Origin of the sequence: Bdellovibrio bacteriovorus, from assembly GCF_002208115.1 — a bacterium.
Lineage (GTDB): Bacteria > Bdellovibrionota > Bdellovibrionia > Bdellovibrionales > Bdellovibrionaceae > Bdellovibrio > Bdellovibrio bacteriovorus_C.
Map to the genome: position 1 here is coordinate 1,211,777 of NZ_CP020946.1, position 26,548 is coordinate 1,238,324.

At 51.5% G+C, this 26,548-nt stretch carries 28 protein-coding genes; 12 read left to right on the forward strand and 16 right to left on the reverse strand.

From position 1 onward, the window contains the following. Nucleotides 1-20 precede the first annotated feature (20 nt). The 4 genes from B9G79_RS05960 to B9G79_RS05975 all read left to right on the forward strand — a co-directional run bounded on the left by B9G79_RS05960 (nucleotide 21) and on the right by B9G79_RS05975 (nucleotide 2,540). Nucleotides 21-443 (forward strand): Hpt domain-containing protein, encoded by a 423-nt coding sequence (locus tag B9G79_RS05960; protein ID WP_088564720.1) that lies wholly within the window; start codon nucleotides 21-23, stop codon nucleotides 441-443. After that, on the forward strand, nucleotides 440-811 hold the full coding sequence (locus B9G79_RS05965) for a response regulator (protein WP_088564721.1): 372 nt from the start codon (nucleotides 440-442) through the stop codon (nucleotides 809-811). The genes B9G79_RS05960 and B9G79_RS05965 overlap by 4 nt, the downstream gene beginning before the upstream one ends. Nucleotides 812-948: 137 nt before the next feature. Then, complete coding sequence (locus tag B9G79_RS05970; RefSeq protein ID WP_088564722.1) at nucleotides 949-1,665, forward strand: hypothetical protein; 717 nt, start codon at nucleotides 949-951, stop codon at nucleotides 1,663-1,665. A gap of 80 nt (nucleotides 1,666-1,745) precedes the next feature. Further along, nucleotides 1,746-2,540, forward strand: a complete 795-nt coding sequence (locus tag B9G79_RS05975; RefSeq protein WP_088564723.1) for a hypothetical protein — start codon at nucleotides 1,746-1,748, stop codon at nucleotides 2,538-2,540. On the opposite strand, the gene B9G79_RS05980 is transcribed toward B9G79_RS05975, so the two are convergent. Next, a complete protein-coding gene (locus B9G79_RS05980) occupies nucleotides 2,541-2,930 on the reverse strand; it encodes a hypothetical protein (protein ID WP_198298053.1) in 390 nt (129 codons plus the stop codon). Between the two features lie 181 nt (nucleotides 2,931-3,111). Here B9G79_RS05980 and B9G79_RS05985 point away from each other — a divergent pair, with 181 nt between their 5' ends. The 3 genes from B9G79_RS05985 to B9G79_RS05995 are packed head-to-tail and all read left to right on the forward strand — an operon-like array spanning nucleotide 3,112 to nucleotide 4,414. Next, nucleotides 3,112-3,417, forward strand: coding sequence for a hypothetical protein (locus B9G79_RS05985; RefSeq protein ID WP_232469220.1), 306 nt, complete (start codon nucleotides 3,112-3,114; stop codon nucleotides 3,415-3,417). Next, nucleotides 3,414-3,809: a hypothetical protein gene (locus tag B9G79_RS05990; protein WP_232469221.1), complete on the forward strand. Its 396-nt coding sequence runs from the start codon at nucleotides 3,414-3,416 to the stop codon at nucleotides 3,807-3,809. The genes B9G79_RS05985 and B9G79_RS05990 overlap by 4 nt, the downstream gene beginning before the upstream one ends. Further along, on the forward strand, nucleotides 3,806-4,414 hold the full coding sequence (locus tag B9G79_RS05995; protein WP_088564726.1) for a M15 family metallopeptidase: 609 nt from the start codon (nucleotides 3,806-3,808) through the stop codon (nucleotides 4,412-4,414). Before B9G79_RS05990 ends, B9G79_RS05995 begins: the two co-directional genes overlap by 4 nt. 66 nt (nucleotides 4,415-4,480) lie before the next feature. On the opposite strand, the gene B9G79_RS06000 is transcribed toward B9G79_RS05995, so the two are convergent. The 4 genes from B9G79_RS06000 to B9G79_RS06015 all read right to left on the reverse strand — a co-directional run bounded on the left by B9G79_RS06000 (nucleotide 4,481) and on the right by B9G79_RS06015 (nucleotide 6,930). After that, nucleotides 4,481-4,981 (reverse strand): hypothetical protein, encoded by a 501-nt coding sequence (locus B9G79_RS06000; protein ID WP_088564727.1) that lies wholly within the window; start codon nucleotides 4,979-4,981, stop codon nucleotides 4,481-4,483. A gap of 234 nt (nucleotides 4,982-5,215) precedes the next feature. Further along, nucleotides 5,216-5,734 (reverse strand): hypothetical protein, encoded by a 519-nt coding sequence (locus B9G79_RS06005; protein ID WP_088564728.1) that lies wholly within the window; start codon nucleotides 5,732-5,734, stop codon nucleotides 5,216-5,218. Next, nucleotides 5,727-6,410, reverse strand: coding sequence for an HNH endonuclease (locus B9G79_RS06010; protein WP_088564729.1), 684 nt, complete (start codon nucleotides 6,408-6,410; stop codon nucleotides 5,727-5,729). The genes B9G79_RS06005 and B9G79_RS06010 overlap by 8 nt, the downstream gene beginning before the upstream one ends. Before the next feature lie 64 nt (nucleotides 6,411-6,474). Next, on the reverse strand, nucleotides 6,475-6,930 hold the full coding sequence (locus B9G79_RS06015) for an SRPBCC domain-containing protein (protein WP_088564730.1): 456 nt from the start codon (nucleotides 6,928-6,930) through the stop codon (nucleotides 6,475-6,477). Nucleotides 6,931-7,066: 136 nt separating this feature from the next. Between B9G79_RS06015 and B9G79_RS06020 the strand changes: the two genes are divergently transcribed. After that, nucleotides 7,067-8,305 carry a glycoside hydrolase family 113 gene (locus tag B9G79_RS06020; protein WP_088564731.1) on the forward strand — a complete coding sequence of 413 codons (1,239 nt, stop codon included), beginning with the start codon at nucleotides 7,067-7,069 and terminating at the stop codon, nucleotides 8,303-8,305. Here the strand turns inward: B9G79_RS06020 and B9G79_RS06025 are convergent. After that, nucleotides 8,299-9,453: a hypothetical protein gene (locus B9G79_RS06025; RefSeq protein ID WP_088564732.1), complete on the reverse strand. Its 1,155-nt coding sequence runs from the start codon at nucleotides 9,451-9,453 to the stop codon at nucleotides 8,299-8,301. The genes B9G79_RS06020 and B9G79_RS06025 overlap by 7 nt on opposite strands. A gap of 8 nt (nucleotides 9,454-9,461) precedes the next feature. After that, on the reverse strand, nucleotides 9,462-10,625 hold the full coding sequence (wecB, locus tag B9G79_RS06030) for a non-hydrolyzing UDP-N-acetylglucosamine 2-epimerase (RefSeq protein WP_088564733.1): 1,164 nt from the start codon (nucleotides 10,623-10,625) through the stop codon (nucleotides 9,462-9,464). Between the two features lie 127 nt (nucleotides 10,626-10,752). On the opposite strand from wecB, the gene B9G79_RS06035 reads away from it, so the two are divergent. Beyond that, nucleotides 10,753-11,541, forward strand: coding sequence for a hypothetical protein (locus tag B9G79_RS06035; RefSeq protein ID WP_157678740.1), 789 nt, complete (start codon nucleotides 10,753-10,755; stop codon nucleotides 11,539-11,541). A gap of 38 nt (nucleotides 11,542-11,579) precedes the next feature. Further along, a complete protein-coding gene (locus B9G79_RS06040) occupies nucleotides 11,580-12,965 on the forward strand; it encodes a glycosyltransferase (RefSeq protein ID WP_157678742.1) in 1,386 nt (461 codons plus the stop codon). On the opposite strand, the gene mtnN is transcribed toward B9G79_RS06040, so the two are convergent. The 6 genes from mtnN to B9G79_RS06070 all read right to left on the reverse strand — a co-directional run bounded on the left by mtnN (nucleotide 12,966) and on the right by B9G79_RS06070 (nucleotide 18,086). Continuing rightward, entirely contained in the window at nucleotides 12,966-13,688 is a 723-nt protein-coding gene (mtnN, locus tag B9G79_RS06045) for a 5'-methylthioadenosine/S-adenosylhomocysteine nucleosidase (RefSeq protein ID WP_088564736.1), read from the reverse strand. Further along, nucleotides 13,688-14,044 (reverse strand): zinc ribbon domain-containing protein YjdM, encoded by a 357-nt coding sequence (locus tag B9G79_RS06050; protein ID WP_088564737.1) that lies wholly within the window; start codon nucleotides 14,042-14,044, stop codon nucleotides 13,688-13,690. Before B9G79_RS06050 ends, mtnN begins: the two co-directional genes overlap by 1 nt. 32 nt (nucleotides 14,045-14,076) lie before the next feature. Then, nucleotides 14,077-14,817: a substrate-binding periplasmic protein gene (locus B9G79_RS06055; protein ID WP_088564738.1), complete on the reverse strand. Its 741-nt coding sequence runs from the start codon at nucleotides 14,815-14,817 to the stop codon at nucleotides 14,077-14,079. Then, nucleotides 14,814-15,272 carry an META domain-containing protein gene (locus tag B9G79_RS06060; protein WP_232469222.1) on the reverse strand — a complete coding sequence of 153 codons (459 nt, stop codon included), beginning with the start codon at nucleotides 15,270-15,272 and terminating at the stop codon, nucleotides 14,814-14,816. Before B9G79_RS06060 ends, B9G79_RS06055 begins: the two co-directional genes overlap by 4 nt. Beyond that, nucleotides 15,269-15,886, reverse strand: a complete 618-nt coding sequence (locus tag B9G79_RS06065; protein ID WP_088564739.1) for a hypothetical protein — start codon at nucleotides 15,884-15,886, stop codon at nucleotides 15,269-15,271. Before B9G79_RS06065 ends, B9G79_RS06060 begins: the two co-directional genes overlap by 4 nt. 136 nt (nucleotides 15,887-16,022) lie before the next feature. After that, nucleotides 16,023-18,086 (reverse strand): TonB-dependent receptor family protein, encoded by a 2,064-nt coding sequence (locus B9G79_RS06070; protein WP_088564740.1) that lies wholly within the window; start codon nucleotides 18,084-18,086, stop codon nucleotides 16,023-16,025. Between the two features lie 205 nt (nucleotides 18,087-18,291). Between B9G79_RS06070 and B9G79_RS06075 the strand changes: the two genes are divergently transcribed. Continuing rightward, nucleotides 18,292-20,079: a pyridoxal phosphate-dependent decarboxylase family protein gene (locus B9G79_RS06075; protein WP_198298054.1), complete on the forward strand. Its 1,788-nt coding sequence runs from the start codon at nucleotides 18,292-18,294 to the stop codon at nucleotides 20,077-20,079. On the opposite strand, the gene B9G79_RS06080 is transcribed toward B9G79_RS06075, so the two are convergent. The 3 genes from B9G79_RS06080 to B9G79_RS06090 form a co-directional block, all read right to left on the reverse strand. Continuing rightward, nucleotides 20,076-21,824, reverse strand: coding sequence for a GMC family oxidoreductase N-terminal domain-containing protein (locus B9G79_RS06080; RefSeq protein ID WP_088564742.1), 1,749 nt, complete (start codon nucleotides 21,822-21,824; stop codon nucleotides 20,076-20,078). The two genes, B9G79_RS06075 and B9G79_RS06080, sit on opposite strands and share 4 nt — an antisense overlap. A gap of 119 nt (nucleotides 21,825-21,943) precedes the next feature. Further along, the gene (gene udk / locus B9G79_RS06085; RefSeq protein WP_011165041.1) at nucleotides 21,944-22,564 is read right to left on the reverse strand and encodes a uridine kinase; all 621 of its coding nucleotides are present in this window, start codon (nucleotides 22,562-22,564) and stop codon (nucleotides 21,944-21,946) included. 125 nt (nucleotides 22,565-22,689) lie between these two features. Further along, complete coding sequence (locus B9G79_RS06090) at nucleotides 22,690-25,365, reverse strand: RCC1 domain-containing protein (protein ID WP_088564743.1); 2,676 nt, start codon at nucleotides 25,363-25,365, stop codon at nucleotides 22,690-22,692. Nucleotides 25,366-25,616: 251 nt separating this feature from the next. Here B9G79_RS06090 and B9G79_RS06095 point away from each other — a divergent pair, with 251 nt between their 5' ends. Continuing rightward, nucleotides 25,617-26,534, forward strand: coding sequence for a FecR family protein (locus B9G79_RS06095; protein WP_088564744.1), 918 nt, complete (start codon nucleotides 25,617-25,619; stop codon nucleotides 26,532-26,534). The last annotated feature ends 14 nt before the right edge of the window (nucleotides 26,535-26,548 follow it).

Consider the following 26,548-nt stretch of genomic DNA (forward strand, 5'->3'; position numbering starts at 1 on the left):
GACAGCAGCCAGGGAGCCGCATGACCAAGACCGAAGAAAAAATCAGAAGACTTTGCCCGGAAGTGGTGGCATCGGGCTTGGATCCGGTGTTCTTAAGCCAGATGCTGGATACACGTTTTCTGGGGAACTTTTCGCTCTTTTCGGCGGCGGCGGATATTTTTCTGTACGAATATGCCGAGGAGCTTGAAGAGCTTCAGAATCTGATTGAAAATCTGGATCGCAAGAAAGCCTTTGCCGCGGCTCACAAGATCAAAGGGGCGATCTCGAATTTTCACCGCCCTGATGTTGCTGAAACGGCGCGAATTTTAGAGATCCACACCGATGACTGGAGTCATGAGCAGTTGAAAGCGCAGTTTGCGGTTCTTCAGGTGCAGATCCAGGAATTTGCGTTTGAATTGAAAATTCTAATGAGATCTTTTGAAGAGATTCAGGACCTGCCATGAAGCCATTAAACATTCTTGTGGCCGAAGATAACACCGTCAATCAACTGATCGTTCGTGGCATGCTGGTAAAGCTGGGTCATAACATCACCATGGTGGAAAACGGCAAACTGGCGGTTGAAAAACTTCAGACCTCTGAAATTGATTTGATCCTGATGGATTGCCACATGCCCGAGATGGACGGGTTCCTGGCCACGCAGACCATCCGTGCAAATCCCAAATTCAAAAATCTGCCCATCATCGCCATGACCGCCACCGAAATTGCCGAAGAGAAAGACCGCTGCGTGCAAGTGGGAATGAATGACTTCCTGGCAAAACCTCTGACCATGGCGACGGTCGAAGCTGTTCTGCGAAAATACATGAAAGTATAAGAGTCTCATTTTGAGGCGCCTTGGATGGACCAGTCTTTGCTTTTCTGAGAGCAAGGGCCCTACAAAGTGCGTGAGATGCATTTTGTGCGTTTCCATCGTCTAAGTGATGTATGGTGCGTGCCCTAAAAGGGAAGACCATGCAAAAAGCCTTTGTGCTGATAGCGATTTTCATTGTGATGTTGACGTCGGGCCCGGTCCGGGCGGTCAACCTTTGTCAGGATGTTCTTTTTGATATTCCGGGTTTTCAGATCAAAGAAGCAGTGCTGAACAATCTGCCGGTTTCCTTCCGCGCGGTTCCCTATAACTCACGGATGTATAAGGCCGAGCAGATTTTAGGCAATACCCAGGATGTGCTGCTGGGGTTTTCCGAATACGGTCATGCCTATGTGGTGGCTAACAAACTGCGCTTGGACGGGGATGTTATCGGTCGGCAAACACAAGTTCGAGCGACAGATTTGCTGGATGCCGGTATCATCATCCGCATTCATTCTACGGCTATAGATCGGGTGAAACTGAAAGCCTTCAACGACAAGAACGGTTTGTCCTGCAGCAAGACGGCGTGCAAGGCGTTGGCAAAGACGGCGGGCCTTTACGTGGGTGGCAGCCGCACGGGATACTTTTCGCCCTACAAAATGCTGAATTCGATTTTGAAAAACGGAATCAAAGACGAGGATGGAAACAACGTTCCTTTTGACGTCTATTATGTCGGTAACAAGTCCTTGAATGAAAGCGCCGCTCTTCTTGAAAAATCAGATGCCCGCATTACCAAAGAGATCGCAGTCAAGGGCGGGGTTATTTTGACAGGGACCTCGGTCACCGCCGTCACGCTGCTTTATGCTCTCGGTGTTCTTTAATTAAGTTATTGCCACTATCCGCTCCGGGGTTTGTGTTTCGTGGAATTCACGAGGCATAATCAAACCTCGTGGGAGCCTCTATGAATCAATTTATCTCTTGTTTGATAACAGGTGTTTTAATTGTTTTATCCTCGGTGTCTGCGTGGGCGGGGCAGGGGCCCTTGCCGTTGCCTGAAAAGGGATACAAAGTTTTTTCGCGCATTCAGTTTGTCGATCTGACAACTGAGCATCCGATACGCGACAGGGCTTTCGGGGACACGCTGGAAGTCAGCTTTAAATCGCAACTGGATCAGCTTTATCGCCTGCACAATCCCCCGGTTCGTCATTTACAATTCGTGGAGCGCCTGCCTCAGGCGGACTGTGATCTTCTGATCCGCGGGACCTATACACTGCGGGCTTTTGGCAATCGCGGGATGCATGCCACCGTCATGGTGGAAAATATCCGCACGGGTGAAACACAAAGTTTTGAAGCTGCCGGCGACGCCTTTGAGGTCACTGAAAATTTGGCTTTGGATGTTTTCCATGAATTTCAGAAAACCCGTTTCCCCGTCGAGGCTAGGGTGTCGGGGCGAAACCTGACATTGTTGTTTAAGGGCGCGATTTATCGGCCCTCCGCCTCGAAGATGGCGGAACTTTACCGTCAGAGCCTTGTTGCCTGTGAAATGCGTGGGGGGCGTGTCAGCACCGAGAAAGAGCTGGTCGCCATTTCCACACTGGGGGATTACGGTGGCGGTGTTTCTGTTGGAAATACGGGTGTGAGCAGTGACTACTGGTCCGTGGAAGCGGGGCGGGTTTATGTGGCGCCGTGGAGTCAATCCACCAGCGCCACCAGCTTAAATCCCACAGAGCAGTTGAATTATCTTTGCGTGCGATAGTCATTCAGGGGTTGAATCGACTCCGGAGCCATAAAGTTTTAGCAAGATGTTGCCTTCACTGGTTCCGATGTACATCTCGCCATAGTGCTCGCCCAGTGTTTTGGGTGTGAAGTACAAGTCGACCACACAGTACTTGTCCGGATCAACGGTGTCACCGCAGTTGGTTGTCGCCGCATACATTTCCCCGAAGATCGTCAGTTCATTGATTGTCAGCGGTTTGTCGCTGGGGGCGTTCAGTCCGATCTCCACCCAGACGGTTTCTTCCAGGTTGGCTTCGCCGAATTCAATACTCAGATAGCTGATGTCCTGCGGAGTGGGTAAGACGGTTTCTGCGGCGAAGGTAGGAAAGGCCATAAAGGTTGCCATTAAGAAGGCGCCAAGGGTTCTCATAACTCCTCCTGTTTTGTAGCCTTATTCTAAGCCCGTGCTCGTCATTTCGCAGTATGCAAGCAAACAGCGGTCTGGTACATTTTCCGGATCGAGGTTTGGTTTGGTCGGGTCATTAAAATATTTTGAGCTTTGGGCATTAAAGTTCAGTGCCTTCTTAGCGGGAAGTTTCTTCTGTTTTTTTTTGCAGTCCCAGTTTCAAATTCGCGCGGTTGTTGCCGCCGCATTGACGGGCTTTTTGGGGACCTTCATCCCGGATACTAAACGCATTGAAAAGACCCATGTTCACGCCACCATCTACATGGGGGCCTTTATCGCCATGGGTTCGCGCGTGGTGGAGGCGGGGCCTTGGCAGATCCTGTGGGTGTCGGTGCTGGGCTCGACGATTTATTTTTTGATCAGCCCTTATTTTAAGGGCATGGGTGGACGTCTGGGGTTGATTGCCTTTATTTCATCCTTGCTGGGATGGGCGATGAGGCATTGGCTATGATGATCTTTCTGGTGATGCTGTTATCCTTTTTTGGTGCAGAACTGACTTTTTTCTTAATTCATCGTTATCATTTCCCGACTGTGCAAGCGTCCAGTGGACTGACGTTGGTGTTTGCAGGAATCCTGGCCCTGTTCAATCTTCCCTTTTTCGGGGTTTTGCAAGCCGCCTTTTTTGGAGCTACCTTCGTGGGGATGACCGACAGGTCGCGCATGGGCTGGAAGCGGGTGTTCCTGGCCAGTCAGATTTATGGTCTGATTTATTTCTTTCTGATTCCCTTTGCGCGGGGCTTTGGCGGGGGATTGGGGGCTGCGGCCTTTGTGTCTATCGCGACGGTTTATTCTGCTGACAAGCTCTTGAGGAAGGCCCGATCGTCGGGTACCGTTAAGTCATGACTTCATTTGTAAATCAAATTGCCTGGATCGAAGAAAACTTCAAAGAAATTGAACCTTCGGCTGAAGTTTTTCTGGATATGAAATACGCCACCAACGACAACTTTATGAATATTGATATTTATAAAGGTTTTGACCGTTGTTTTGTTTCCCCCGTGGCTTATGAGATGTTCATGAAAGCCTGTGCGGTCTTGCGTGAAAAGCACCCGGATTTGCAGTTTCTGATCTGGGATGCTCTTCGTCCGCGCAGTATTCAGGCCCAGTTCTATGACCACTTGGCGGGCACTCCGTTTCAGAGTTATGTCGCGGCCCCTTATCCGGGATCACTTCATAATTTCGGCATGGCGATGGATTTAAGCCTGCAAAATAAGGATGGCACTCCGCTGGATATGGGGACGGGGTTTGATGATTTCCGTGATTTGGCTCAGCCCAAACTAGAACAGCAGTTTTTGCAGTCCGGTGAACTGACCGAGGTACAGCTGCAGAATCGCCTGTTGCTGCGAAGCCTGATGGAAGATCAGGGCTTCAAAGTTTTGGAACACGAGTGGTGGCACTTTAATGCGCTTCCCAAAGATCAAGTGCACGGCAAGCATCCGGTGCTGGAATAGCCGAAAAAAAACGAAAACGGGAACCGTCCTTGGTTCCCGTTTTTTATTTCTGAATTTGGTTCTTGTTTACGGATTTCTGAAAGAATTCAGAATTGTTAGCAGGGAGGTCAGATTGTCAGAAACGCCGCTCATCACGCGCATATTGTTGGCACTTTGTGGAGCGGTGATCACAATCTGGATTTCACAATTGTTGAACCCGCGGTTGGTGACAGTGTAAATGCCAGACTCTTTGAAGTCAGTTGCGCCGCGAAGATCCAGCTCGTAGTTGCTTGGATCACGCACAATCACATCACGTCCACATTCAGGATTGGCGGAGAAAATCACTTTTTTGCCATCAGCAATCTTGATATCCATCACGGCGGTCATCATTCCAGACAATTTCAGAGAGCACATTCCTGAAGCCAGTTCTGCATCCGTGCAACGATCGTAGTCTTTCATTTCAATCTTTTCAGTGCGAGCACCGCCGTTTTGCAACGCCGTTAGCAAAGCACTTAAATTGTCTGCGTGAGCAGAAGTAGAGAAAGTGGAAGACACGATCATCATCAGGGCAGCGATTTGTTTTTTCATTTGAAACTCCTTAGTGTTTTTATTTTGCCGGCATCAGCGCCAGCGTTATGCAGATCTATAAAGCACTGGATGTGCCAGCCTGGTTTAGGGCTGAAAGTGCGTTTATTTTGATCTGACAAGGAGTCTGTCGGGAACCCGGCAGGTGATTCTGCCGGGGAATCGGTGGCTGCCGAAAGCCCGGCAGGGGGATTAAGTGGTCCAAAACTCCATATCGAGGTCGACACGGGTGTGTTTTTAGTACTTCGCTTTGGCAATTGCAGTGGCGGCAGCTTGGTATTTAAGTGAGTTCTCCGGAGCCAGAGCGATGATAGAGGTTGTTTGGGGTGTTGCAAAGCCTCGTGACTTTAGGTTTTCGGATTTGTGAAGTCTTCGGATCTGACACATTGTTTTGCTATCTAGGGGGATCTCTAGGTGCCAACCATGGTTTAAATTGAGCTTCAATTCCTTGATAAAGTAGCTGTTATATAGAACATCACGAAAGAATATATTTAGCCCTTTGCGAGCTGTGCCCCAGCGGCAGCCATACTTTTTTGCAGCTTGAACTAAAAGTAGAGTCTGCTTGTCTAAATAGTTGTGGTATTTACCGGATCTTAAGGCTGTGCCAAAAGCATGGAGATCAATATTCTCATTTATATAGTTTTGAGTAAAACGAATCAGACCTTGCTTGCCTTGACGGCGAAATGCACTGGTAGAGATGCTCATCTTTGCAAGTCGACGTTTATGATCTTTGAAGTAAGAAGTTTCTTTAGACAAAGCGATTTCCTTTGGAAAGGTTGTGCTTGGCGCAGAGAATTTGAATGTTTTCAACCTTCTTTGATGATCCACCTTTGGAGTAGGGTAGGATGTGATCAAAGTGAAGGTTTTCCGTTGAGCCACACTTTACGCAGCGGCCTTGATCGCGTTTAAAGACCGCCGCTTGAATTTCGCTGGGAATCATTCGATCGTGTCTCAAGTCTACGACGGAATGGGTTTGGGGATTTGACTCCGCCAGTTGAAGCTTGAAGCGAAAGACTTTGCGTGGACCCGCCTGGACATAGCTCACATCGATAAGAGAAAAAACTCCGCAGAACGTCCAAATGCCGTCTTTGACTTTGTTGAAGATAGAAATCTTGCAGGGGCCGATTCCATGATTTTTAAACTTTAAGGCCTCTTCTTCGAACTTGCCATTTTTTGTAAGGCTTCCACTTTTATTTCTGCGTGGCTGGTCAGTTCTTTCGGGATCGGCGCAAAGGCTTTTCGTTTGATTGTGGCCTTCGTATTCTACCAAAGAGCCATCTTCTGAGATCCAGTCTTCATACGGGGCATTTTCTCTCATGGACATGAGAAAGACATGGCCACCTTTTGGGGTAGAATAATTCATTCCATGTTGAATTTGAAATCCGGAGAATGCGCGTAGTTCGTCGTAAGAGAGAATTTGACCTATTTCCATCTGATAACAGTAAACGAACTGCTATTTTGCCTCCAGGAAATAGGTCTTTCACAGGCCCTTTGTCTTAAGAATAAAGCGGCTTGTAAGCGCCCTGGCGCAGGTTGATGCCGTATTCCAGATAGGCTTTCATCGCGCAGGCCATTTGCGACCAGCCCATGCAGTTTTTGTATGAGCTGCTGATGCCCGCTTCATCTTCTTTCCAGCCGGTTTCATAGATCTTCACTTTGGCTTCTTTGTCATTCAAAGCTTCAAAGACAAACTCTGTCTTGGTGTTGTAGCCACCGGCTTCGGCCTCCCATTCGATCACAATCAGCTTGTCCTGGATGACTTGTTTCACCGGCACAGGGAAAGGACCCGGGAAGTCAGCAAATTCCCACTGCACGGTGGTGCCCTCTTTCAAGGGGGCTGAGGCGCCTGCGGTCGTGAAGTAGGCGCTGAGTTTTTTCGGATTGTAAACGGCATCAAATACTTCGTTCACAGGCTTTTGAATGATGATTGAGACTTCAAACTTGGGAATCATGGTGACCTCCGGTATTTGCTGGAAGCCAAATTCTATCGAAGATTTCTTGGTAAAAGAAGCATTTGCCGCCAAAGGTGTGTGAATATTCACGGACAAACTGATTCCCCGAGGTGGCCGGAAAATCTAAAATGGAACCATGAAATCACTGCTGGGAATTATTCTATTTCTGTGTTTGTTCTCGTTAAACGCTTTCGCGTTAGAACCGGCAATCAACATCGTCACTTATCATCCACTGGGGTTTCGGGTGGATGACACCGAGCAAGGACAGCGGGTGCGTCGCCTGCTGGAAAAGATTCAGCAGTTGGGCGTCAAGGTTTTGATATTGAATGTCCGGGGGCACATGATCACTGGAAGGGGCAGCGAGATCAACTCGGTGATTCCCGAGTCCCTGCGCCCGGAGGAAGAGTTTCACATTCGCGCTTTAGCAGCTTACGCAAAACAAAAGGGAATGGAGGTGGCTTTCAGACCCATATTGTTGGTCGTCGGACCGAAGGGGGAATTTCCTTACACCGAAAAAGGGGTCACTTGGTGGCATGGCAATATCGAGCCCAAAGATCCGGTCAGTTGGTTTAATAATTACTTCAAGTTTCATGAACGTTATATGATGTTAGCTGCCAGTGTCGGAGCCAAATGGTATTCGGTGGGCGCGGAAATGCATTCCATGACGTCCGGGTTGGGCAGTCGAAAGCCCAAGTGGCGATTTGGTTTTCCGGATAAATGGGTGACTTTTGTTAATGCCGCCAAAGAACGCCTGCATCCCCACAGCGTCGCCGTCACCTATGGAGCCAACTTCACCGATCAGTTCGTTCTGGAAAACGCCAAACGCACCTGGGGTGGGGAGCTGGAACAATGGCGCCATGATATCACCTTTAAACCCAAGAGCAGCAAAGAGACCCTTCATCAGAACAACATGCGTGAACTTTGGCGGTCTTTGGATTTTCTGGGTTTGGATTTTTATCGTTCTTTGGGAAAGAAAACGTCAAAGTATCCTGAAGCCTTCGAGGATCTGGCCAATCATTTGACGGTCCAGACGCGGGGGTTCGCCCAGCAAATTCAAAAAAGTGTTGAGCAGATTGCTCAGGCCACCGGCGTATCCAAAGAAGTGGGGTTGCAGGAGGTCGGCTATCGCAGTGTGGAAAAGTGTTTTGTTTCTCCTTATCACTATGAAGGGGGCACCGAGCCTATCAACTACATGCACCAGGCCGCCGCGTGGGAGGCTTTGCTGCGGGCCTCTGCAGAGTTTGGCCTTTACGGTGTCGGTATATGGCAGGTGCTGGTGGATGAAGACACGGACTTGCTGGAAAACCGGGGTTTTTCACCCTTGGGAAAACAACCCGTCAGTGAAGTCTTTCGTCGTCACTTTATAGTTCAGTGATTCCAGTCGGCCAAAACACTCCAAGCTCGGCGATCCTCGATCTGGCTGTGATCATAGACATCGATTCCATAACCCAGGTCACGAATGGCCCACAGGGTTCGCTGGAACTCTTGCAGGGTCGGTTGCACCATGCTGTCCTGACCATACCAAGGTGAAATCTCAACATGCAGAATTGGCAGACTGCGACCGGCGACAAAACGGACAAAGTCCAACGAGGCTCGACGGGTCCATTCGGGAGTAAAAACAGCGCCGCCGTATTCTCCGGCCCATTGCTGCCATAAAAACTCGCCGACAATGATGTCGATCTTTTCAAGGCCCTGCAGATTTAAAACGCTGTCAAAATCAAAACCCACTTGATCGCGGATTTGTTCAGAACTCATCAGGCGCCCGTTGGCATGGGCGGGCCAGGTATGGACCACTGCCGAGAGGATACCGTGTTCATGGGCCACTTTGGACATGATCGCCACAAGATCCGTTAAACCCTGAGCTCGGAATTTCAGCCAGGTCCCGTCACCAAGGAGCGCTTGAGGATAACGTCGTTTGAATTCGGCATTTGCGGCTGGGTTGTAGTCGGGCTCTGCCGTCCAGAAGCAGTCCACAGTGGGTTCAACGGCTTCGATCGCGTGCAGGTCCGGAAACTTCTGCAACAGATCGTGAACGTAGCCTTTGAACCACGCGCGATAGGCGGGATGCCAAGCGGAAAGATGGTGCGTGCGGGCGAAGGGCTTGTAATCAAGGCCATTGCGCATTTTGGAACGCCAGTCGGGATGTTCTTCCCAGAGTTTCTTAAAGTCATTGACGGGAATGACGGCAACGACTTTCAAGCCTTGTGCGCGGGCGGTGTTATAGACCTCCAGAAACACATTGTCTTCACCCAGATGTTCTTCAACTTCGGTGAAAGGATAAGTGGTGCGATAAAAGGACCCATGCAGGGGGCTGTAAGCATATAAAAACAGTGTGTTGGCGCCGGCATGCTGGGCCTGACCCACCACACGTCGGGCGATCGCCTCAATGGTCAGATTCGGATAAAGGCGGCTGAAGTACGCCGGATCCACGCGCAAGCCCCGCATCGAAACATTTTGGGCGGAGGCGCTGAGAGCACTCAGGCCTACGAGCAAAGCTGTCAAAAGGGAGGCAAGGATTTTCATGTTTCACCTTAAAGTTTTTCGGCCAAAACTTCGAGAATGCGTTCTGAGGCTTTCCCGTCACCAAATGGATTTTTGGCTTGAGACATGCGCTCAAAGATTTCAGGCGTATCCAGCACCTGGGTTGCGGTGTCGTAGAAAGCCTTTTCCTGCAGGGGAATCAGCATCGAGGTGCCAGCCGCAATGGCTTCAGGCCGTTCGGTCTTTTCCCGCGCCACCAGAATGGGTTTTCCCAAAGATGGAGCTTCTTCCTGAACGCCGCCAGAGTCCGTGATGATCTTGTGGGCTTTTTCCATCAGATACACAAAAGGGACATAGTCGATCGGTTCGCACAGCCAGATTTTGCTTTCGCCCGGATTTACGGGAAGGCCTTTGTCTATCCACCGGGCCCGATCGCCGAAAATTTTGCGTGCCGAAGCGCGCACCTGCGGATTCATGTGCAGCGGGATCAGAATTTCGACATCCGGTCGTTCTGACAGGGCCACCAGTCCCTTCATGACTTCTTCCATGGGCGCACCAAAAGATTCGCGGCGATGAACCGTGACCAGAATCAGTTTTTTTAAAGGATCCAGGAATGAAAATCTTTCGTTCAATTCCTGATTATAGATATCTGACTTTTGCAGACGTTTGCGCACCTCAAACAAAGTGTCGATCCCAGTGTTACCTGTCACATAAATATCATCTGAAGGATAGTGCTCTTTCAAAAGATTTTCCCGTGAGGTTTCCGTCGGGGCGAAGTGGAACTTCGCCAGCAGGCCCGTGGCCTTGCGATTGAACTCTTCCGGGAACGGAGAGTTGATATCGCCGGAACGAAGGCCGGCTTCCACGTGGATGATCGGAATGCGATGATAGAAGGCGACCAGGCCTGCGATAAAGCAAGTCGTGGTGTCACCTTGGACCAGAATTCCATCCACCTTGTGATTCGACAGATAGTCATGCAGGCCCTTCATCACGGATGTTGAAATGTCTGCAAGGCTTTGCCCTGGTCTCATCAAATCCAAATCGAAGTCCGGCTCGATCTGAAAGAAGTTCAGAAGAGGTCTAAGCATTTCCCGGTGTTGCCCGGTTGAGCCAACGATCACACGAAAGCGTGGATCGCGTTTGGCTTGCAGAATCAGCGGGGCCAGTTTCACTGCTTCAGGTCTTGTTCCAAATACGACGAGTAGTGTTTTCATGCGTTCAACCGTAGTGGCGCAGATTATTCGTTGGCAATTCCTATATACTTACAAGAGTTTAACTCTTCATTGTCGCGAAATTCATTTACCGTCTACTTCCCACGAACTCTTTGCGAAGGAATTGCGGATGACGTTTCGTTATATATGTTCACTTATTGTAATTGCATCTCTGTGTTGTGCATCTGCAAACGCCGATGAAGCTACGGATGTACTGGCCGAAAAAATGGTGATGAGTGCGAAGCCTGCCCCAAAGGGCTTTGTCGAGCTGTATTCCGAGAGCAGCTATTTCTATGACTACGACGTCGTCACCGACACGCGCCTTCGCTATTACCATCCGGTCGCCGAGATTCTTTCGGCGAAGATCGCGGCCTATCTGGGGGCCAATGTTCAGTATCAGTCCTCGGGGGCAAAAGCGAAGTACTATGACAACACGGTGAATCCTCATCTGGGATTACAGCTTCGTCCGGTCGAGTGGGCAAGTATCGGGGCCCAGGTGGGCTATCGCACGGTGATCGGCAATGACGAACAGCCCGCGGCGACGACGTGGGATCCACGCATGGTGGCTGCGGCAGGATATTTCTTTAATTGGCCGGTTCCCAAAGTTTTCACGGATGTTTATGGTGAGGCGTCCTATGTCCCACGTCTTTCCTCAACGCCAGTGTCAATTGCCTGGGTGAAGCAGGGCTATCGCTGGTCCCCTTTGAGCAAACTTAAAGTGGATGCCTATGGAGAGTTCTATGCGCGCGAAAGCCGCAGTGCGGATCTGGGCCCCACCATGACAGAGTGGCGTATCGGCGGGCGCACCGGATGGTTTGAAAACTCCTGGAATATGTCGGCGTTGATTTTCCATCCCCTGGAAAAACACACTCATAGTGGCGAGCTCGAGGGTCTGCTGGTCGTCGGGGGAATCTTCTGATGCATTGGACTTGGGAATATCATGATGCTTTTTCTGTCTTGACGTGGCTATTGGTGGTCGCGACAGCGGTGTTTATTCTGGATGATCTTTTTATTGATCTGGTGGCTTTGGTGCGCAGACTGAAGCCCGGGCGGCTTGATCAGTCGGATTTGCAGGTGATGAAGGCGATTGAACAAAAGAACATCGCCATCATGATCGCCAATTGGAAAGAGGCCGACGTCATTGGCCCGATGATCCGCGGAAATGTGCAGGGAATTGAATATCAGAATTATAAGTTCTTTCTGGGTGTTTACCCCAACGACACCGCGACATGGGAAGAGGCCCGTAAACTTGAGCGCCTGTTTCCGGATAAAGTTGTCGTAGTTGTAAACACCCAGGCGGGACCGACATCCAAAGGTCAAATGTTGAACGAGATCGCCCGGCAGATTCTTCAGTCCGAGAAGGTGACCGGGCAGGCAATGGATTTGTTCCTGCTTCAGGACTCAGAGGATGTCTTGCATCCGCACGCGTTTACCCTGATGAACTATCACAGCCGCGAGGCGGACTTCATTCAGATACCGGTGTTTTCTTTTGATGTACCGAAGTCATCCCTGGTCGGGGGAATTTATATTGATGAATTCAGCGAATCGCACACCAAGGATCTTTTAGTGCGCCAGGAGCTGGGAGCGGCGATCCCGTCCGCCGGAGTGGGGACTTGCATGGCGCGAAACCTGGTCCTGGGTATGATGGCGCGGCAGAACGGGCAGCTTTTAAAAGAAGATACTTTGACTGAAGACTATCACTTGGGAATTATCGCCAAACCCATGGGCTTTAAAAGTCGGTTCGTTTGTGCTGAATGGGTGAAGTCAGATGGGCAGAAAGAATTCATAGCCACCCGGGAATACTTTCCCCATCACTTTATGGCCAGCGTCCGGCAGAAATCCCGTTGGACCCTGGGGATCGCCTATCAGGGCTTTCACAATCTTCAGTGGAGCGGATCTTGGATAGACAAATATTTCCTGCTGCGCGATCGAAAGGGTCCGGCCAACAGCATTCTGGTTGTGTTGTCGATTCTGATATTGCTTGGGATGCTGGCCCTGCGTCTGCAAGGGGAGGCGATGCCAAGTCTGCTGCAAAGTCCGTTTTTTTCGGCCCTGTTGATGTTTAATGCGGTGGCCATGGGTCTTCGCATTGTGCAAAGAATGCGTGCAGTGATACGGGTGAACGATTTCAGTCAGGCCATGATGGTGCCGGTGCGCTGGGTGCTGGCAAATGTTGTCAATCTTTTGGCGTCACTGAAAGCTCACCGCATGTTCAAACAAAGTCAAAAAACCGGCGAGCGCCCGGTGTGGATCAAAACCGAACACAAGATGCCGGCTCACTTTGGTGTGGAAGGTGGGGCACCGATGCCATCAGCCCCCATGGCGGATGTTGAACTGGGTTGATCAGTTTAAAAGGCCGTCGATGATATCGGCGGTTTTTTTCTGGCTGGAAGTCAGGAAACTGACATATTCATCGGTTGGCTTGCTATGAGTGGTGTCTGCCACGGTTTTGGCAATCACAAAAGGAACCTGCGCTTTTTCACAAAGATACGCAATAGAACAAGCCTCCATATCGACCAGCAAAGCATCAGCAAAAGTGCGCTTCAGTAATTCTTTGCGAACCGTTCCGCCGACAAACTCAGATCCCGACAAAACAGTGCCATGATGAACTTTGTAAGGTCCGCCTTTCAGAAGACCGTCGATCTTTTGATTCCATTGCGCTGAAGCTTTGATCTTCAGTGATTTGCGTTTTTCTGGTGGTAAGGATAGATGCAGTTCCCCACTAGCCATGTACTCCAACCCATGATCGGAAGAACAGATGGCGTCGTGCTGGATCACGTCCGTGGCGATGCAAATATCACCCAGCTTCAGTGCAGGGTCGATGGCTCCGCCCAATCCCAGCAGCATGACGACATCGAATTTATAATTGCTTAGAAACGACGTCAGAACTGAACTGGCATTGATGGGGCCGATTCCGGTCTGGGCGATAAGAATTTCTGATTCATTTTTTTGCAGCTTCCACACCGGAACCGCAAAAGGGGCCAAAGAAGTTTCAGACGTTGCTGGCAGGCCCGCAACGTCTTTAAGTTCTTCTTTCATGGCGGTCAGAATCAGAATTTTTGCCATTAAGCCTTCTTGACGAACTCGGACTTCAAATTCATGGCGCCAAAGCCATCAATCTTGCACGCGATGTCGTGACCGTCACCACCGGATTGCAAGCGGATGTTTTTCACTTTGGTTCCGACTTTAACAACCGACGAAGAACCTTTGATTTTCAGGTCCTTGATCACCACTACGGTGTCGCCATCCTGAAGAATGTTGCCATTGGCGTCTTTGATAACACCGTCATCGCTTGCTTCTTCCGCCGGGGCGGCAGAGGCGTGGGCGCTCCATTCGTGGGCGCACTCTGGGCAAACCCAAAGGTTGCCGTCTTGATAAACATGTTCGGAATTGCATTTAGGGCATTTGGATTCAGTACTCATAGGTCAGTTAAAACATATCAAGGCCGCGGAAGCTAGTACTTAGCGGTGATATTTTTAAGGGTGCCGTCTTTGCGCATGGATTCCAGGGCGCTGTTCAGGGCTTCGATGACGGCATCAGGCGTGCTGGGATGAAATGCCAGCCAGTAATCTGTAGAGTACAAGTAGGCCAGCTTCTTGTATTTGACATTCCATTTGGTTTCATAGGACTTCTGGCTTCCCGTCGTCACGATGTCCAGCGGGATGCGGCCCTTTTTAAAGGCCTGCATGCGTTCGTCTTCTTCGCGATAGATGGTGATTTTAAAGCCGTGCTTTTGCAAAAACTCAATCGGGGCGTCACCATACTGGCCCGCGACGGTGTGGGATTTGAAGGTGGTAAAGTCCGGGTGGGGGGTGAAGTCAGCCCCTTCCAGACAGGCCAGATGGACTTCATCTTTCACGATGGGGCCCACCCATTTGAAAAGTTTTTCGCGCTCTTGCGTGCGAGAGGTGGAATAGACAAAGTGTTTGGGTTTTTCCAGGGCCGCCTTATAGGCCCGGGCCCAGGGCCACACCGCAAAGGACACTTTAAGCTTTGCGCGTTTAAAGGCCTCTTTTGCGACCTCCGTGGCCGAACCTTTCACGTCGCCATCTTCCTGATAGTTGAAGGGGACAAAGTCCTCAGTCAGGCCCTGATAGACGATGTCTTTGCCTTTGTGGCCTGAGAATTTCGAGGGCACCTGCGCGGGCGGTGTCGCCCACAGAGCGGCCCCCAGCAGAATCAATGAAAGCTTCATTTGCTGACGGCTTTAAAGCGGGCCAGAGGCGCCATGCGCGCTTTGTTCAGGCTTAAGCCGTCTCCATCCACGGTGTAGTTGTCGACTCCTTGCAAAACTTCGCCGAAGTTATCTTCCGTCGGCATTTTCACACAGAATTTTTTGGTGGAAGCCAGCTTTGAGATAAACAGACGCTGGCCCGGAGTTTCTTCATAAGCTCCGGTGAAATTATTGCAGCCATCATTGCCGTTGACGCGGTTGTCGCCGCTGTTGAACTGAATGTAGACCTTTTGCGAATCCGCGTTGGAGTATTTTACGGGTTGCCCCATCAGCTCGACTAGTTCCCAGCGGATGTCTTTGAAGTTGGCAGCAGGGGCCGAGGTGTTTTGCATGCGGGTCTCCTCAGGGGTCGTTTCGCTGTGGGCGCAGCCCCACAAAGACAGGCAGATCAGGGGTAACAGGGTTGCTTTTTTCAAGGCAGATTCCTTTCTGACTCGGTGACATCTTTCATTTCATCGGTGTCGATGTCTTTGGAAAATAAATCCAGGGCCGACTGACCGACCTGTTGAGTATCATAGCGTGTATACCAGCCGACGGCAACGGCTCCGGCCACAGGAATCCAGCGCGAGATCGTCGCCCCCAGCATTCGTTGGCTGACCCGCAGGCCCAGTCTTTCACACAATCTTTGCACCATGCGCAGGCTGGTCTTGCGCAGAACGTAGCGTTCACCGACGCGCACGACGATGTCGCGGAAAAGTTGGCTGGCGCCGTGTTTGAACAGGCAAAACAGCAACGCCTCTCTGGTCAAAAATCCTGTTTTGCCATGAATGGCCGCAATATCTGAAACCATCTGGGCTTGAATTCGCCAGATCAAAATCAAATCAGGAAGAATTGTCATCATGCCAAAGGGCCCCGGTGGAATGGCCAACGCCGCCGACACACTGGCGGCTCGCAAAGAGGCGGACTTAATGACGTGCGCGGAATCTTTAACCGGAGTGTTGGACGCCTTGTGGGGAGAGTCGGGGATCTGACTGACCAGATCCAGCAGTGAATTGGCGATGCCTGTGGCTTTGGACTTTGGTTCTGCCATTTCTCATCCTTCCGTTGAAGTTTGAGGACCTGTTAAAAGGATACGGCAAATTCCGCGCAATTGCATCAGAGCTTTGGCAAACCAGAAAGAAAAAGCAAAAAATACGGCCGTCACCGCGGCCGTATTTAAAGCTCGTTTAGAATTCTGTTTTCAGTCCCAGAAAGGCGGTCCGGCGCATGCCAGGAAAGATTCCCTGAGGGGCCCTTGAGGCGATGTAGGTGGTGTCCGCCAGATTTCGCACTGACAGCTCCAAAGTCAGATCCCGTGTTGCCTGGTATTCGCCGGTCAGGTGAAACAGCCCATAGGCCGGCAGCACACCACGCATTCCATCCACGGAACCTTCCACCGTGTTTTCAGCATCGGCGTACTGTTCACTGACGAAGGCATATTGCAGCTGAGTGAACCAGGCTTGACGTTTGTATCCCAGGGCCGCGTTGAACATGTATTCGGGTGCATAGGGCAGGCGATTGCCATTGCGGTCTTCAGAGGAAATAATTCGGGTGCTGTTGAACTTTGCCACGGGCAGATAAGTGGCATTGACGTCGATGATCAAAGAGCGATCAAACTCGGGACTGTAGCGGGCTGAAAGTTCAAGTCCCTGGTGCAAAGTTTTTCCGCCGTTTGTCAGTGTGCTTGAAGCCCCGCCGGATTCTGTAGCCTGAATCAGCTGGTTTGAAAAATCCAGCTGGAACAGGGCTGCTTCCATCTGCAAGTTGTCCCGCTGGCTGCGATACCCAAGCTCGACATTCACGCTTCTTTCCGCGCTCAAATCCACGGCTTGGCCATTGTTGTCGATGGAATCCTGCACTCTTGGAGGAGCGAACCCCTGGTGAACTCCGGCAAACAGAAACTCTTGCTTTGTCAGCTCATAAGCGGCGCCTATGCCGCCCAGATATTCGGTGTTTCTGGTGGCAGATCCCTGATTGAAATCGGCAGATGATTTTCGATAGATCATCCGGCTTTGTCGATAGGATTCAATGCGCACTCCTGGTGTGATGGTCCAGCGTTCTAGATTAAATGCGTTTTCAGCATATAGCGTCTGTGCATCCGCAAAACGTTTGTCGTCCGTATCAATGACTCCGGATCGGGACGTGGAGGTGGCGCCTTTGACCTCGACGTTGCGCATGTCTTCGGTGTGCAGGCGCAAGCCCACTTGCAGGTCGTTGGTGACTTCACCCGCATTCCAGTTCAGGAAGTAGCGGCTGTCGATGCCGGCGACATCAAAGGTGCGATTGCGCCCTTTGTTCCCGGCGGTCATACTGATGTTGCCCGCGCCGTCCTTTGAGAAATTCTGCCTCCACCAGTCTCGCGCGGTTTGATTGACGTAAAACAGCGTCGCCAATCGGGAGTCGCCGTTGATCTGATAGTCATGGGTCAGATTCATTTCATAGCGATTGATATAAAGAATGTCATCTTTCGCCGGATTCTGATAAGGGTCCTCTTCATACAGTTTCTGGGTCAGGCCCAGATAAGTCAGTTGTGCTTCGCTTTTATAGTGGCTCAATTTGATGCCGATATAGCTTTTTTCCGACAGCGCACCACCATACTTCACCAGCACGTCCTGAGTTTTGAAGTGACTGTTGTCGCGGGAACCGTTTCCGTCCTTGGCAAAAATATTTAACAACAATCCGGTGCCGTCTTTCACAGAACTGCCTTCGATCAAGAGGGCTTTATAATCCCGGGAACCACCTGTCAATGTCACCGCATTGCCATGATCCTTTGTGGGATTTTTGGTCAGATAGTTGATGACTCCGCCAATGGTGGAAGGGCCAAAGGCCAGCGAGCTGCTGCCTTTGCGGATATCAATGCGTTCCATCCGTTCAATGATCGGCGCATAGTAGGCTGAAGAGTCGATATAGGGCCCCAGTGCCAGAGGAGCGCCGTCTTCAAGCAGAAGAACCTTGCGGCTTCCGTCTGGGCTTAGGCCGCGCATCCCGATATAGGCCACACCTTCGGCTTCGATCACGTTGGCGCCAGCGGTTCTTTTGACGGCATCCTGCGCACTGGTTGGTTTGTTTTTTTTAAGTTCATCCTGGGTGATCACGGTGACGGCACCAGGGGTTTTTAGCACTTCCTCCTGTCTTTCACTGAGCACCTGAATTGTCGGAAGATTTACGACATCGGGGCGGGTGGCTGGGGCCTCTTGTGCGAAGGCTGTGGAGGTCACAGCGGCTATGTATAAGATCGAAAAGATTTTCATGCTTTGTCTCCTGAAAGGTATTTGCGGAAATTACTTTTTAGTCTGGTGAATCACAAATTTCCTGTCGGGAATCGGGACAAATAACAACCAATTGAAAGGGCTTCCGTCCGCAGTCTCCGCCCCCGGAGTGGATTTCAAATTCTAAAAACGAAGAAACATGATCTTGGTCATTTCTTTTTGTCGCCATTCGCGGGAAGAAGGTACTATGGCAGAAAAGTGTTCACCTGAAGAAGCGGCGCTAAAAAGTTTTTTTCTGGGTCCGCAGTCTGAAAATGCGGATTGGGTTCGGCATGAGATGCTGGCTGTTCTGGATCATTGGTTTCAGTGGAGGCAGGATCTTTTTCCTGACGACGGCAAGGCCATCTCCCGATCAGATCAAAAAAGTGGAGAGTTTCAAAGTCGCCGTGAGAAGACACAACAGGTCCTTCAGGACCTGTGTCATCGCTTCGAGGCCGAGATCCCGCAGTTTTCGCCCCGGTACGTCGGGCACATGTATTCAGAGATTTCTTTACCGGCCCTGTTCGGACACTTTGTCGCTCTTTTGCACAATCCCAATAACATTTCGACTGAAGCTGCCCGCGTGGGGGCGGTGATTGAAAACGAAGCTATTCTGGAGCTGGCAAAGATGATCGGATTTGATGCGAGTGAAGCCACCGGGCATTTTACTTCCGGCGGTACGGTGGCCAATATCGAGGCTCTGTGGCGGGCCCGGTATCGCATGGATCATTTTCTGTCATTGGGCTGTTTTCTGAATCTGAAAGGGTTCACGAAGCTGAAGTTTTCGGAAGCGGCTCATATGGGATGGCAGGCCTATGAAAAATACCTGCGCGAATATCAGGTTCCTGAAATGGAACTAAAACAATACAGTGCGGTGGCCCAGGGTCCCTGGAAGGTCGCAAGAGTTTATGAAGAGGCCTTTGGTCATCCCTATGAAGGCCCTGTTGTTCTGGTTCCGGACTCCAAGCATTACTCGTGGCTGAAAGGTGTTTCGCTGCTGGGTTTTGGAGAAACGGCCTTTCGACCGATTGCTTTGGATGCGCAGGGGATTTTGGATGTGGAGTCTTTGCGCACGGAAGTTGAAAAGGCGCTGGCCGAGGATCGTCCCATTCTGATGGTGGTTTCGGTGGCCGGAACAACAGAACTTGGGCAGTGTGATCCGGTGGATGCCATTCAAGATTATCTTGGGCAACTGAAAGTTCAGCGCAGCCAGCATCTGTGGCATCACGTGGATGCGGCCTATGGTGGATACTTCTGCAGTCTTTTGAAGGACGGTAAAAGTGAAAATCTTGATCCGGCAATTGCTCAGGCTCTGGCGGCGATGGCCAAGGCGGACTCTGTGACTCTGGATCCCCACAAGCTTGGGTATGTGCCGTATGCCTGTGGTGCTTTCGTGGTTCCGGATCAAATTCACTATCGGGTCTCGGCGTTTGATGCGAAATACATCCAATCCCCAACCAAGGGCATTGATCGGTGGATGAAGACCCTGGAAGGTTCCCGGTCTGCGGCGGGGGCCACGGCCACGTGGATGACGGCCAAAACCATTGGTATGGATTCCGGCGGATACGGGCGAATCTTAGGCCGGACCATCCTGGCTCGGAACAGGCTGAAGGAAGAAATCCAGGAACAGTGTGAAGATCTTAGGATTTTGCAGTCTCAGGAGCTGAATCTGCTTTCGCTGGTTCATCTGGGGTCAGCCCAAAAACTGTCGGAAGTGAATCGCCAAACGGGGAGACTGGTTCAGGCGGTCAATGTGACGCGGGAATTTATGGTATCTCAGACCGTCTTAAAAAGACCTGAATACCAGAAGCTGATTGAAAGCCATTGCCAGCGGTGGAACATCGAGATGGATGATTCCGGTTTGGTTTTGCTTCGTATGACCATTATGAATCCGTTCTTCTTGAACAAGGAATCAAAGACCCAGTTTGTATCCCGGCTTGTGGAGTTGTTAAATAAGCTAAGCCCCTCGGCTGTCGAAGCTTCGTTTTTGCGTTAGCGAAGTTCGATGTGCTCGGCGGCTCGTTCCGCCAAGGCAGAAATCGTCAGCAGGGGGTTGACCCCGACGGCGGTGGGGATGATCGATCCGTCCATCACAAAAAGACCTTCGTACAAACCACCCTCGGGGTGATAGACCTGGCCCAGATGATTGACGACGCCTGCAGTGACAGAATCGCCCATGGAGCATCCGCCCAACGGGTGCACGGTGATCAGGTTGTTCCCGCCCATAAATGTGCTGCGCGGATTTTTGACGTAGGTGGAGTTATTGACGCTGACGTGTTGTTTTATCTTGGCGATCATGCGCTTGAATATCGGATCCTGCTGCACGCCGGGCCACTGAACCACGACGCGGTTTTGACTGTTCAGGACCAGGCGTCCCTGGCCCCGGTCGTGGCCCATGCCAAAATAGACCATCGAATGATTCATCGAACCTTTTTCAAAGTCCTTGCTGTCAATAAAATCAAGCCATGCCCGATAGATCTTTGACGGCGAGGTTGGGGCTTTGACGAAGGTGGTAAGGCGTCTTGCCAGCTGCACCAGGGCCCCGGGGATGTTGCCTTCTTCGATCAAAAATCTTTCAAAGATGTTTTTTCGCTGGCGATAGTCGGCGATCCCATAGATGGTGGCCCCGGAAATCATACCCGGCCGGAATATTTTCGCGCTCGAGTTTCCCAGCATGTCCGTCGCGGTGTCGCCGTTAAAACCCAGCCCGAGCAAATCACCGTTGCCGGAAAAGTGCTGCCCCAGTTCTTGCGAAAACTTCAGATTGCCCAGCTTCTGAGAGCGCAACAGGATTTGGTTCGACCCCATGGTGCCGGCAGAAACCACAACATTGCGGGCCTCAATGCGAAAAGGTCTTTTCGTGCCTGCAGAAACGTGGGTGCCTCTGACAACATAGTTTCCTTGTTTGTTTTGCTCAATGTGGCTGACCTGCATCTGGGTGAAAATTCGGGCGCCGTGTTTTTTCGCCATGGGCAGGTAGTTCATATTCAGAGTGTTTTTAGCTCCCGTGTTGCAGCCCGTGCTGCAATTGCCGCACATATGGCATTTCGGCTGAGTGTCGCCGGATTGATTGCGATGGGGGCCGTGAAGGTTCACAGCAATTCGCGCCCAGGTGAAGGGGTCCCCCAAAGCCTCGCTGCTGTGGTGCAGATTTTCGGCTTTGCGGATCTTTGTTTTGCGTGGATCGTGGGACTGGATGTGGAGCATCTTTTCCACGCGCTGATAATATTTTTCAAATGTTCCCTGGTCTGCATCCGTGCGAATTTCCTGGGGCCAGCCTTTTTTTGAATACAAATCCCGATCCGGACGAATCACCACCCCGGCATTGATCAGGGATGTTCCTCCCAGGCCGCTGCCGCAGACAACATCGATGTCACGATGGGTGTGATATGAGAACAGCCCCAGCGGGTTGCTGTCGCAATAGATTTGTTTTTTGAGTTCGTGAAAGGTCTCGGGGTATTCGCCGGGGCGCCACTCTCGGCCGCGCTCTAAGATGGCGACTTGATGGTGGGGGCTTAAGCGTGCGCCCATGATGGCTCCGCCATAGCCGGAGCCGATGACGACCACCTCATAAAAGCTTTCAAGTTCGGAAAAGGAATCCGCCAGGCGGGTGTAGTCCATGGTCAGATTCACCCGGTGAATTTCAGGGGCGGCCGGAGCGTCTTCGGATTTCAGAAGTCCCAGTGCTCCCGCAGCCAGCGAGGATTTTAGAAAGGATCGACGTGAGAAATAAGATTTCACCCGAACTGCCCCCTGTCTTCAGATTAGGGGGGGACTTCAGGGTTTGGGAATCGGTGAGTGCAAGTTCCTGCCAACAGTCACCGGACAAAGTCCTGTGACTGTCAGTTCTCAGGTGGCCTTTACTGCAGGAAGGCTTTTGAAAGTTTCTGCTGATACTGTTTCAGGGCCTGGCTGTAGTCACCCAGATCCTTGATGATGGTGTGAGCGTGGTCTTTGGAGGGCTCGACAAACTGATTGTGCATGGGGCGCACTTGCAGTTCAAACTGCTTGCGCACTCCCTCTGGCGTTCTGCCGCGTTCGTGAACATCACGTTTCAGACGGCGCTCAAAGCGCAGGGATTCGGGGGTGTCAAAGAAGATGGCCTCATCCAGTTCCTGGCGGACTTCTTCAGAGTGCAGGATCAGGATTCCGTCGATGATAATGACTTTTTTGGGTTCGCCTGGAAGGGTCTCTTTTTTGCGGGAATGGGTCACGAAATCATAAATCGGGATGTTCAGGCTTTGGCCGGACTTCAGGGCACGCAAGCCCTGTGCGAGCAAAGTGAAATCAAGACTGGAGGGATGATCAAAGTTCACCGAACCGCCATCGCCGTCAAATTTTGCGGATTGGTCGATGTAGTAGTTGTCCTGGTAGATGATGGAGCAGTTGTCTTCGCCCAGCAGTTGTTGCAGCTCTTTGGCGAAGTGTGTTTTGCCGGAGCCACTGCCACCAGCAACACCGATGATGTGAGGTCTTTGCATAAATCATCCCCTGTGATCGGGGCAGTTTCCTTATTTACAGGAAGGATTTCAACTGCCGGAAGCAGGGGATGAAGTAAATGCCTGACTGTCCAGTTGATGGACAGGGGACCGCGCTGCCGCCAATCCTAATAGATCAGCTCCATCGGGGATGTTGCGTTCGTCGGGGTGTTTATACCCAATTCGCCTTCCATGCCCTCGCCCCAGCACACCACACGGTTGGAGGTCGTGGCGCACGTGGTGCCCGAGCCCGTGGAAACTTGCATCGGGGCGCCCCAGGCACTCAGCATCGAAACAGGCACGGGCGTATTCTGATCACCCGCAGCTCCGCCCAGGCCCAAACGGCCATAAGAGTTCAAACCCCAGCACTTCACCTGGCCATCACCGATGCCGCAGGCCATTTGTTCACCCACGGAAACGGACGTGTAATTGACGCCGGTATCGATTTCCACAGGATTCAGGACATTGCCGCCACTGGTGCCGTTGCCGACGTTGCCAAAACTGTTTTCTCCCCAGCACTTCAGAGATCCCGGCAGGGTGATACCGCAGGTGCTGACAGTTCCTGCTGAAATCGTCATGTACTTGATCGAAGAATCAATCAGGATCGGCGTCATCGAGTTGGTGGTTGTGCCATTGCCAAGTTTGCCACCCAGATTGTTGCCCCAGCATTTTAAGTCATCGGCCATCGTGATACCGCAAGTGTGGGTGCCTCCGGTCGAGACGAATTTGTAGGAAGTGCCCGAATCAATGATCACAGGGCTGAGGCGGGTGGTCGTGGTTCCATCCCCCAGTTGGCTGGCGCTGTTGGCGCCCCAGCATTTCAACACATTGGACATGGTGATGCCGCAGGCATGGCTGGGTCCGACAGAAAGTTGCATGTAATAGTCGCCGCCGGATATCGCCGTCGGAGTGGTGACCGCCGCAGTAGAGCCATTCCCCAATTGCCCTTGGGTGCCCTGGCCCCAGCATTTGATCTCGCCGGACAAACTCATGCCGCAGGCGAAATTAGAGCCCATCTTGATGTAGTCCCAGTCGACGCCAGCAGGGCTGACGTATTGGGGCATGGAAGAGGCGCCATTCAAAATGCGCGAGCCATTGTCATTCCCCCAGCAGTAGGTGCCGTAAGGGCTTTTGGCACAAACACCGTTGTAGTTGGAAACATGGATGTTGTTCGCCCCCATGCCCAGAGGACCTCGCACATTGACATCATAGAGGCCCAGGCTCAGTCCCGGGGACGTGGCGGATAATGGAACCATCATAGAGACATGGGTTTTGATATAGAACGGCAGCGAGTATTGACCCGCAGCCAGAGAAACTGTGGAGCTGGTCGGAGTCATACATCCACTATCTGCAAAGAACTCTGTGTTCACCGGCCCCAGGTTCACTTCCATGGCAGCAGGTGCCAGCACGGCGGTGTGATACTGATTCACCAGGACCGCTTCATAAGCAGAGTTATAACACTGCCCGCGAGTCGGGCCATCACGATGACCGCGGACTTCAAACCCCCAAGGGGCGTTGGTACCGCTGCCGCGATACACGGATTGAGTCAGACTGAGATAGCCCGAACCAGACAGAGTCAGAGTGTTCTGCCCCTGGGCGCCGGTCATCTTGACCCAGACATTGACGGACTTGGCGTAAGGAGCAATGGTGGCACTGTTTGTCGGAGTCGAGCAGGTGGAGTCACTGTAAACAGTGAAGCCGCTGGAAGGCGCCAGAGTGATTGGTGCCGAAGACGTGCCGTAGTCATAGGAGCCGGTCACGTAGCGGCGGCTGATGTTATACGGATAACACAAATCCGGCAGAATGGAGCGGGCCCCCTCAAGTTCAAAGCCTTTGTCTCCTGAGCTGATATTCTGGAAGTTCGCCGTCGGGTTTGCCAGCACGGCAGAGGATGATAAAATCGTGGTGGAGATTGTCAATGCGCCCGGCGATGACGGACCTTTGACGATCACATCTTTGTACCGAGCCCCCATCGGGATGACCGCCGTGGAATAGCCGCCGATGCTCTGAGAGCATTCATCGTAAGAGTTGTAAATTTCAAGGGGCGTGCCGTTGGCCGCCACTGAGAAAACGGTTTCTGACGCCAAAGAGCCTTCGCGGTTTTCATTGTCACGCAAAGAAACACCGAAGCTGCTGCAGGTATTGGCGGTCAAAGTGTTCGCCGGGAAGTAGTCCTTGTGTATGGCAAGTTTTGTGGGAATGACATTGCCCCCAGGGCCGTCATGCGGGCCATCATCCGGGAAGTCGGGACCGTCACAGGAATCAAACCATTTTTCCGGATCGTAAGTGATGTCGATGTCGACTTTCTTTTCTTCGCCGGCATACAGTTGCAGTTTGCCGACTTCGCCCAGAATATAGGGCTTCGACATCAGATCGCTGGGGCCGGAAGTGCTTTTAAAGTCTTTGCAGGTGCCTTCGGGCGCATAAAAGCCCACAACGGTGATCACGCGGTCTTTCCCTGAGGTCACGTCCATGGTGATGGAACCACCGGCCGGAACGCCGCCCACCCATTCACCGATGTGTTTGGGTGTCATGGTGCCGTCATCGCGGGTGCAGACATTTCTGCGCATGCTTTCTTCAGGACCACTGGCGCCAATGATGTAGCAGTTGATCGGGCGGTCTCCGGAAAATCCCGTGGGTACCGGGCGGCTGTCACCACTGGTGGTCATGGCTTCGACTTTGGAAGAAAGGGTCTGAGTGGAAGGGAAGGTGATTTTCACCTTGGAAGATTCATCCAATGAAAGACGATCGCATCCTGTAAGTCCCCAAAGGGCCATGATCACAATAACATGATTCTTTTTCATACTGACCTTGTCGGCTTTTTATCAGGGCCTCTAAATACTGAAAATCACGTCCCGTTTCAAGGCGTCGCACACAGTCTCTGTTTGGGTCTGGGAAATTTCATTGCAGAAAGGAATCTTGCAGAACACGCCTATTGTCCAGTGATATTCCTGAGACCTCAGTCTAAAACCGAGACGGGTGACAAAGTGTTTTTCTAATCCAAGAATTTCTCATCTAAACTATAGAGGTACTTAATAATTAGAGGATGGCGTAAATGGCAAAAGTCGTTGGCTTTGTTTGTTTCTTATTGTGTGTTCAGGTTCATGCCGCTGACAAAATGTATGGTGTCTTTATGGTTGTGAAAGGCGGAGTGCAGATTCGCACAGAAGGAAAAACCGCTCCAGCCAAAGTCGGTGCAAAAGTATATGAGGGCGACAAGGTCGTGACGGCCGCTGATTCCCGCGCCAAGATCGTGATGTCGGACCGCAACGTTCTGAATCTCAGCCCGGACACGACGATTGAAATCACTCAATATCAGAATGACGCTGCTACCGGCAAAAAGAACGTTGAGATCAAACTTTCTGGCGGTAAGATTCGCAGCAACGTTGAACAAACCTATGACGGTGAAAAAAGCAAATTCCAGATCAAGACGCCAACCGCAGTTGCGGGTGTGCGGGGAACTCAGTTCCAGGCCGGGTTTGATGTAAAGACCCAGATGACTTCGATTGTGACCTTTAAAGGTGCCGTGTCTTTGGCGGCAGTGAATGCGCAAGGTAAAATGGTCGGAAATCCCGTGATGGTTAAAAAGGGCGAGATGACCACGGCGGCACCAAATGCAGCACCAGAAACTCCGAAGGCTTTGCCGAAAGAGGAAATAAAACAAATTGATGGCGATTCAGTGGCGTCAGCGGTGACGGCCCCTGTGGAAACCGCAACCGTTGAGGCGGGAACAAACACCCGTGATGTGGCGTCGGAAGCTCCGCTGGCGGGCACTGACAAGCCTGCGGCACCCACTTCGATGATTGACAGCCAGGACATGGATCTGGGCATGGCTCAGGAAATCAAGCCGATCGCGGCCCCGGTGCTGGCGCCTCCAACAGTGGTGAAAGCGCCGACTCAGGACACGTTGAAGGATGTCACTCGGACTCTTAACGGAAAAACCAAAGTCATCATCACACCGCGTCCGCGTTAATATTCACCTCAACC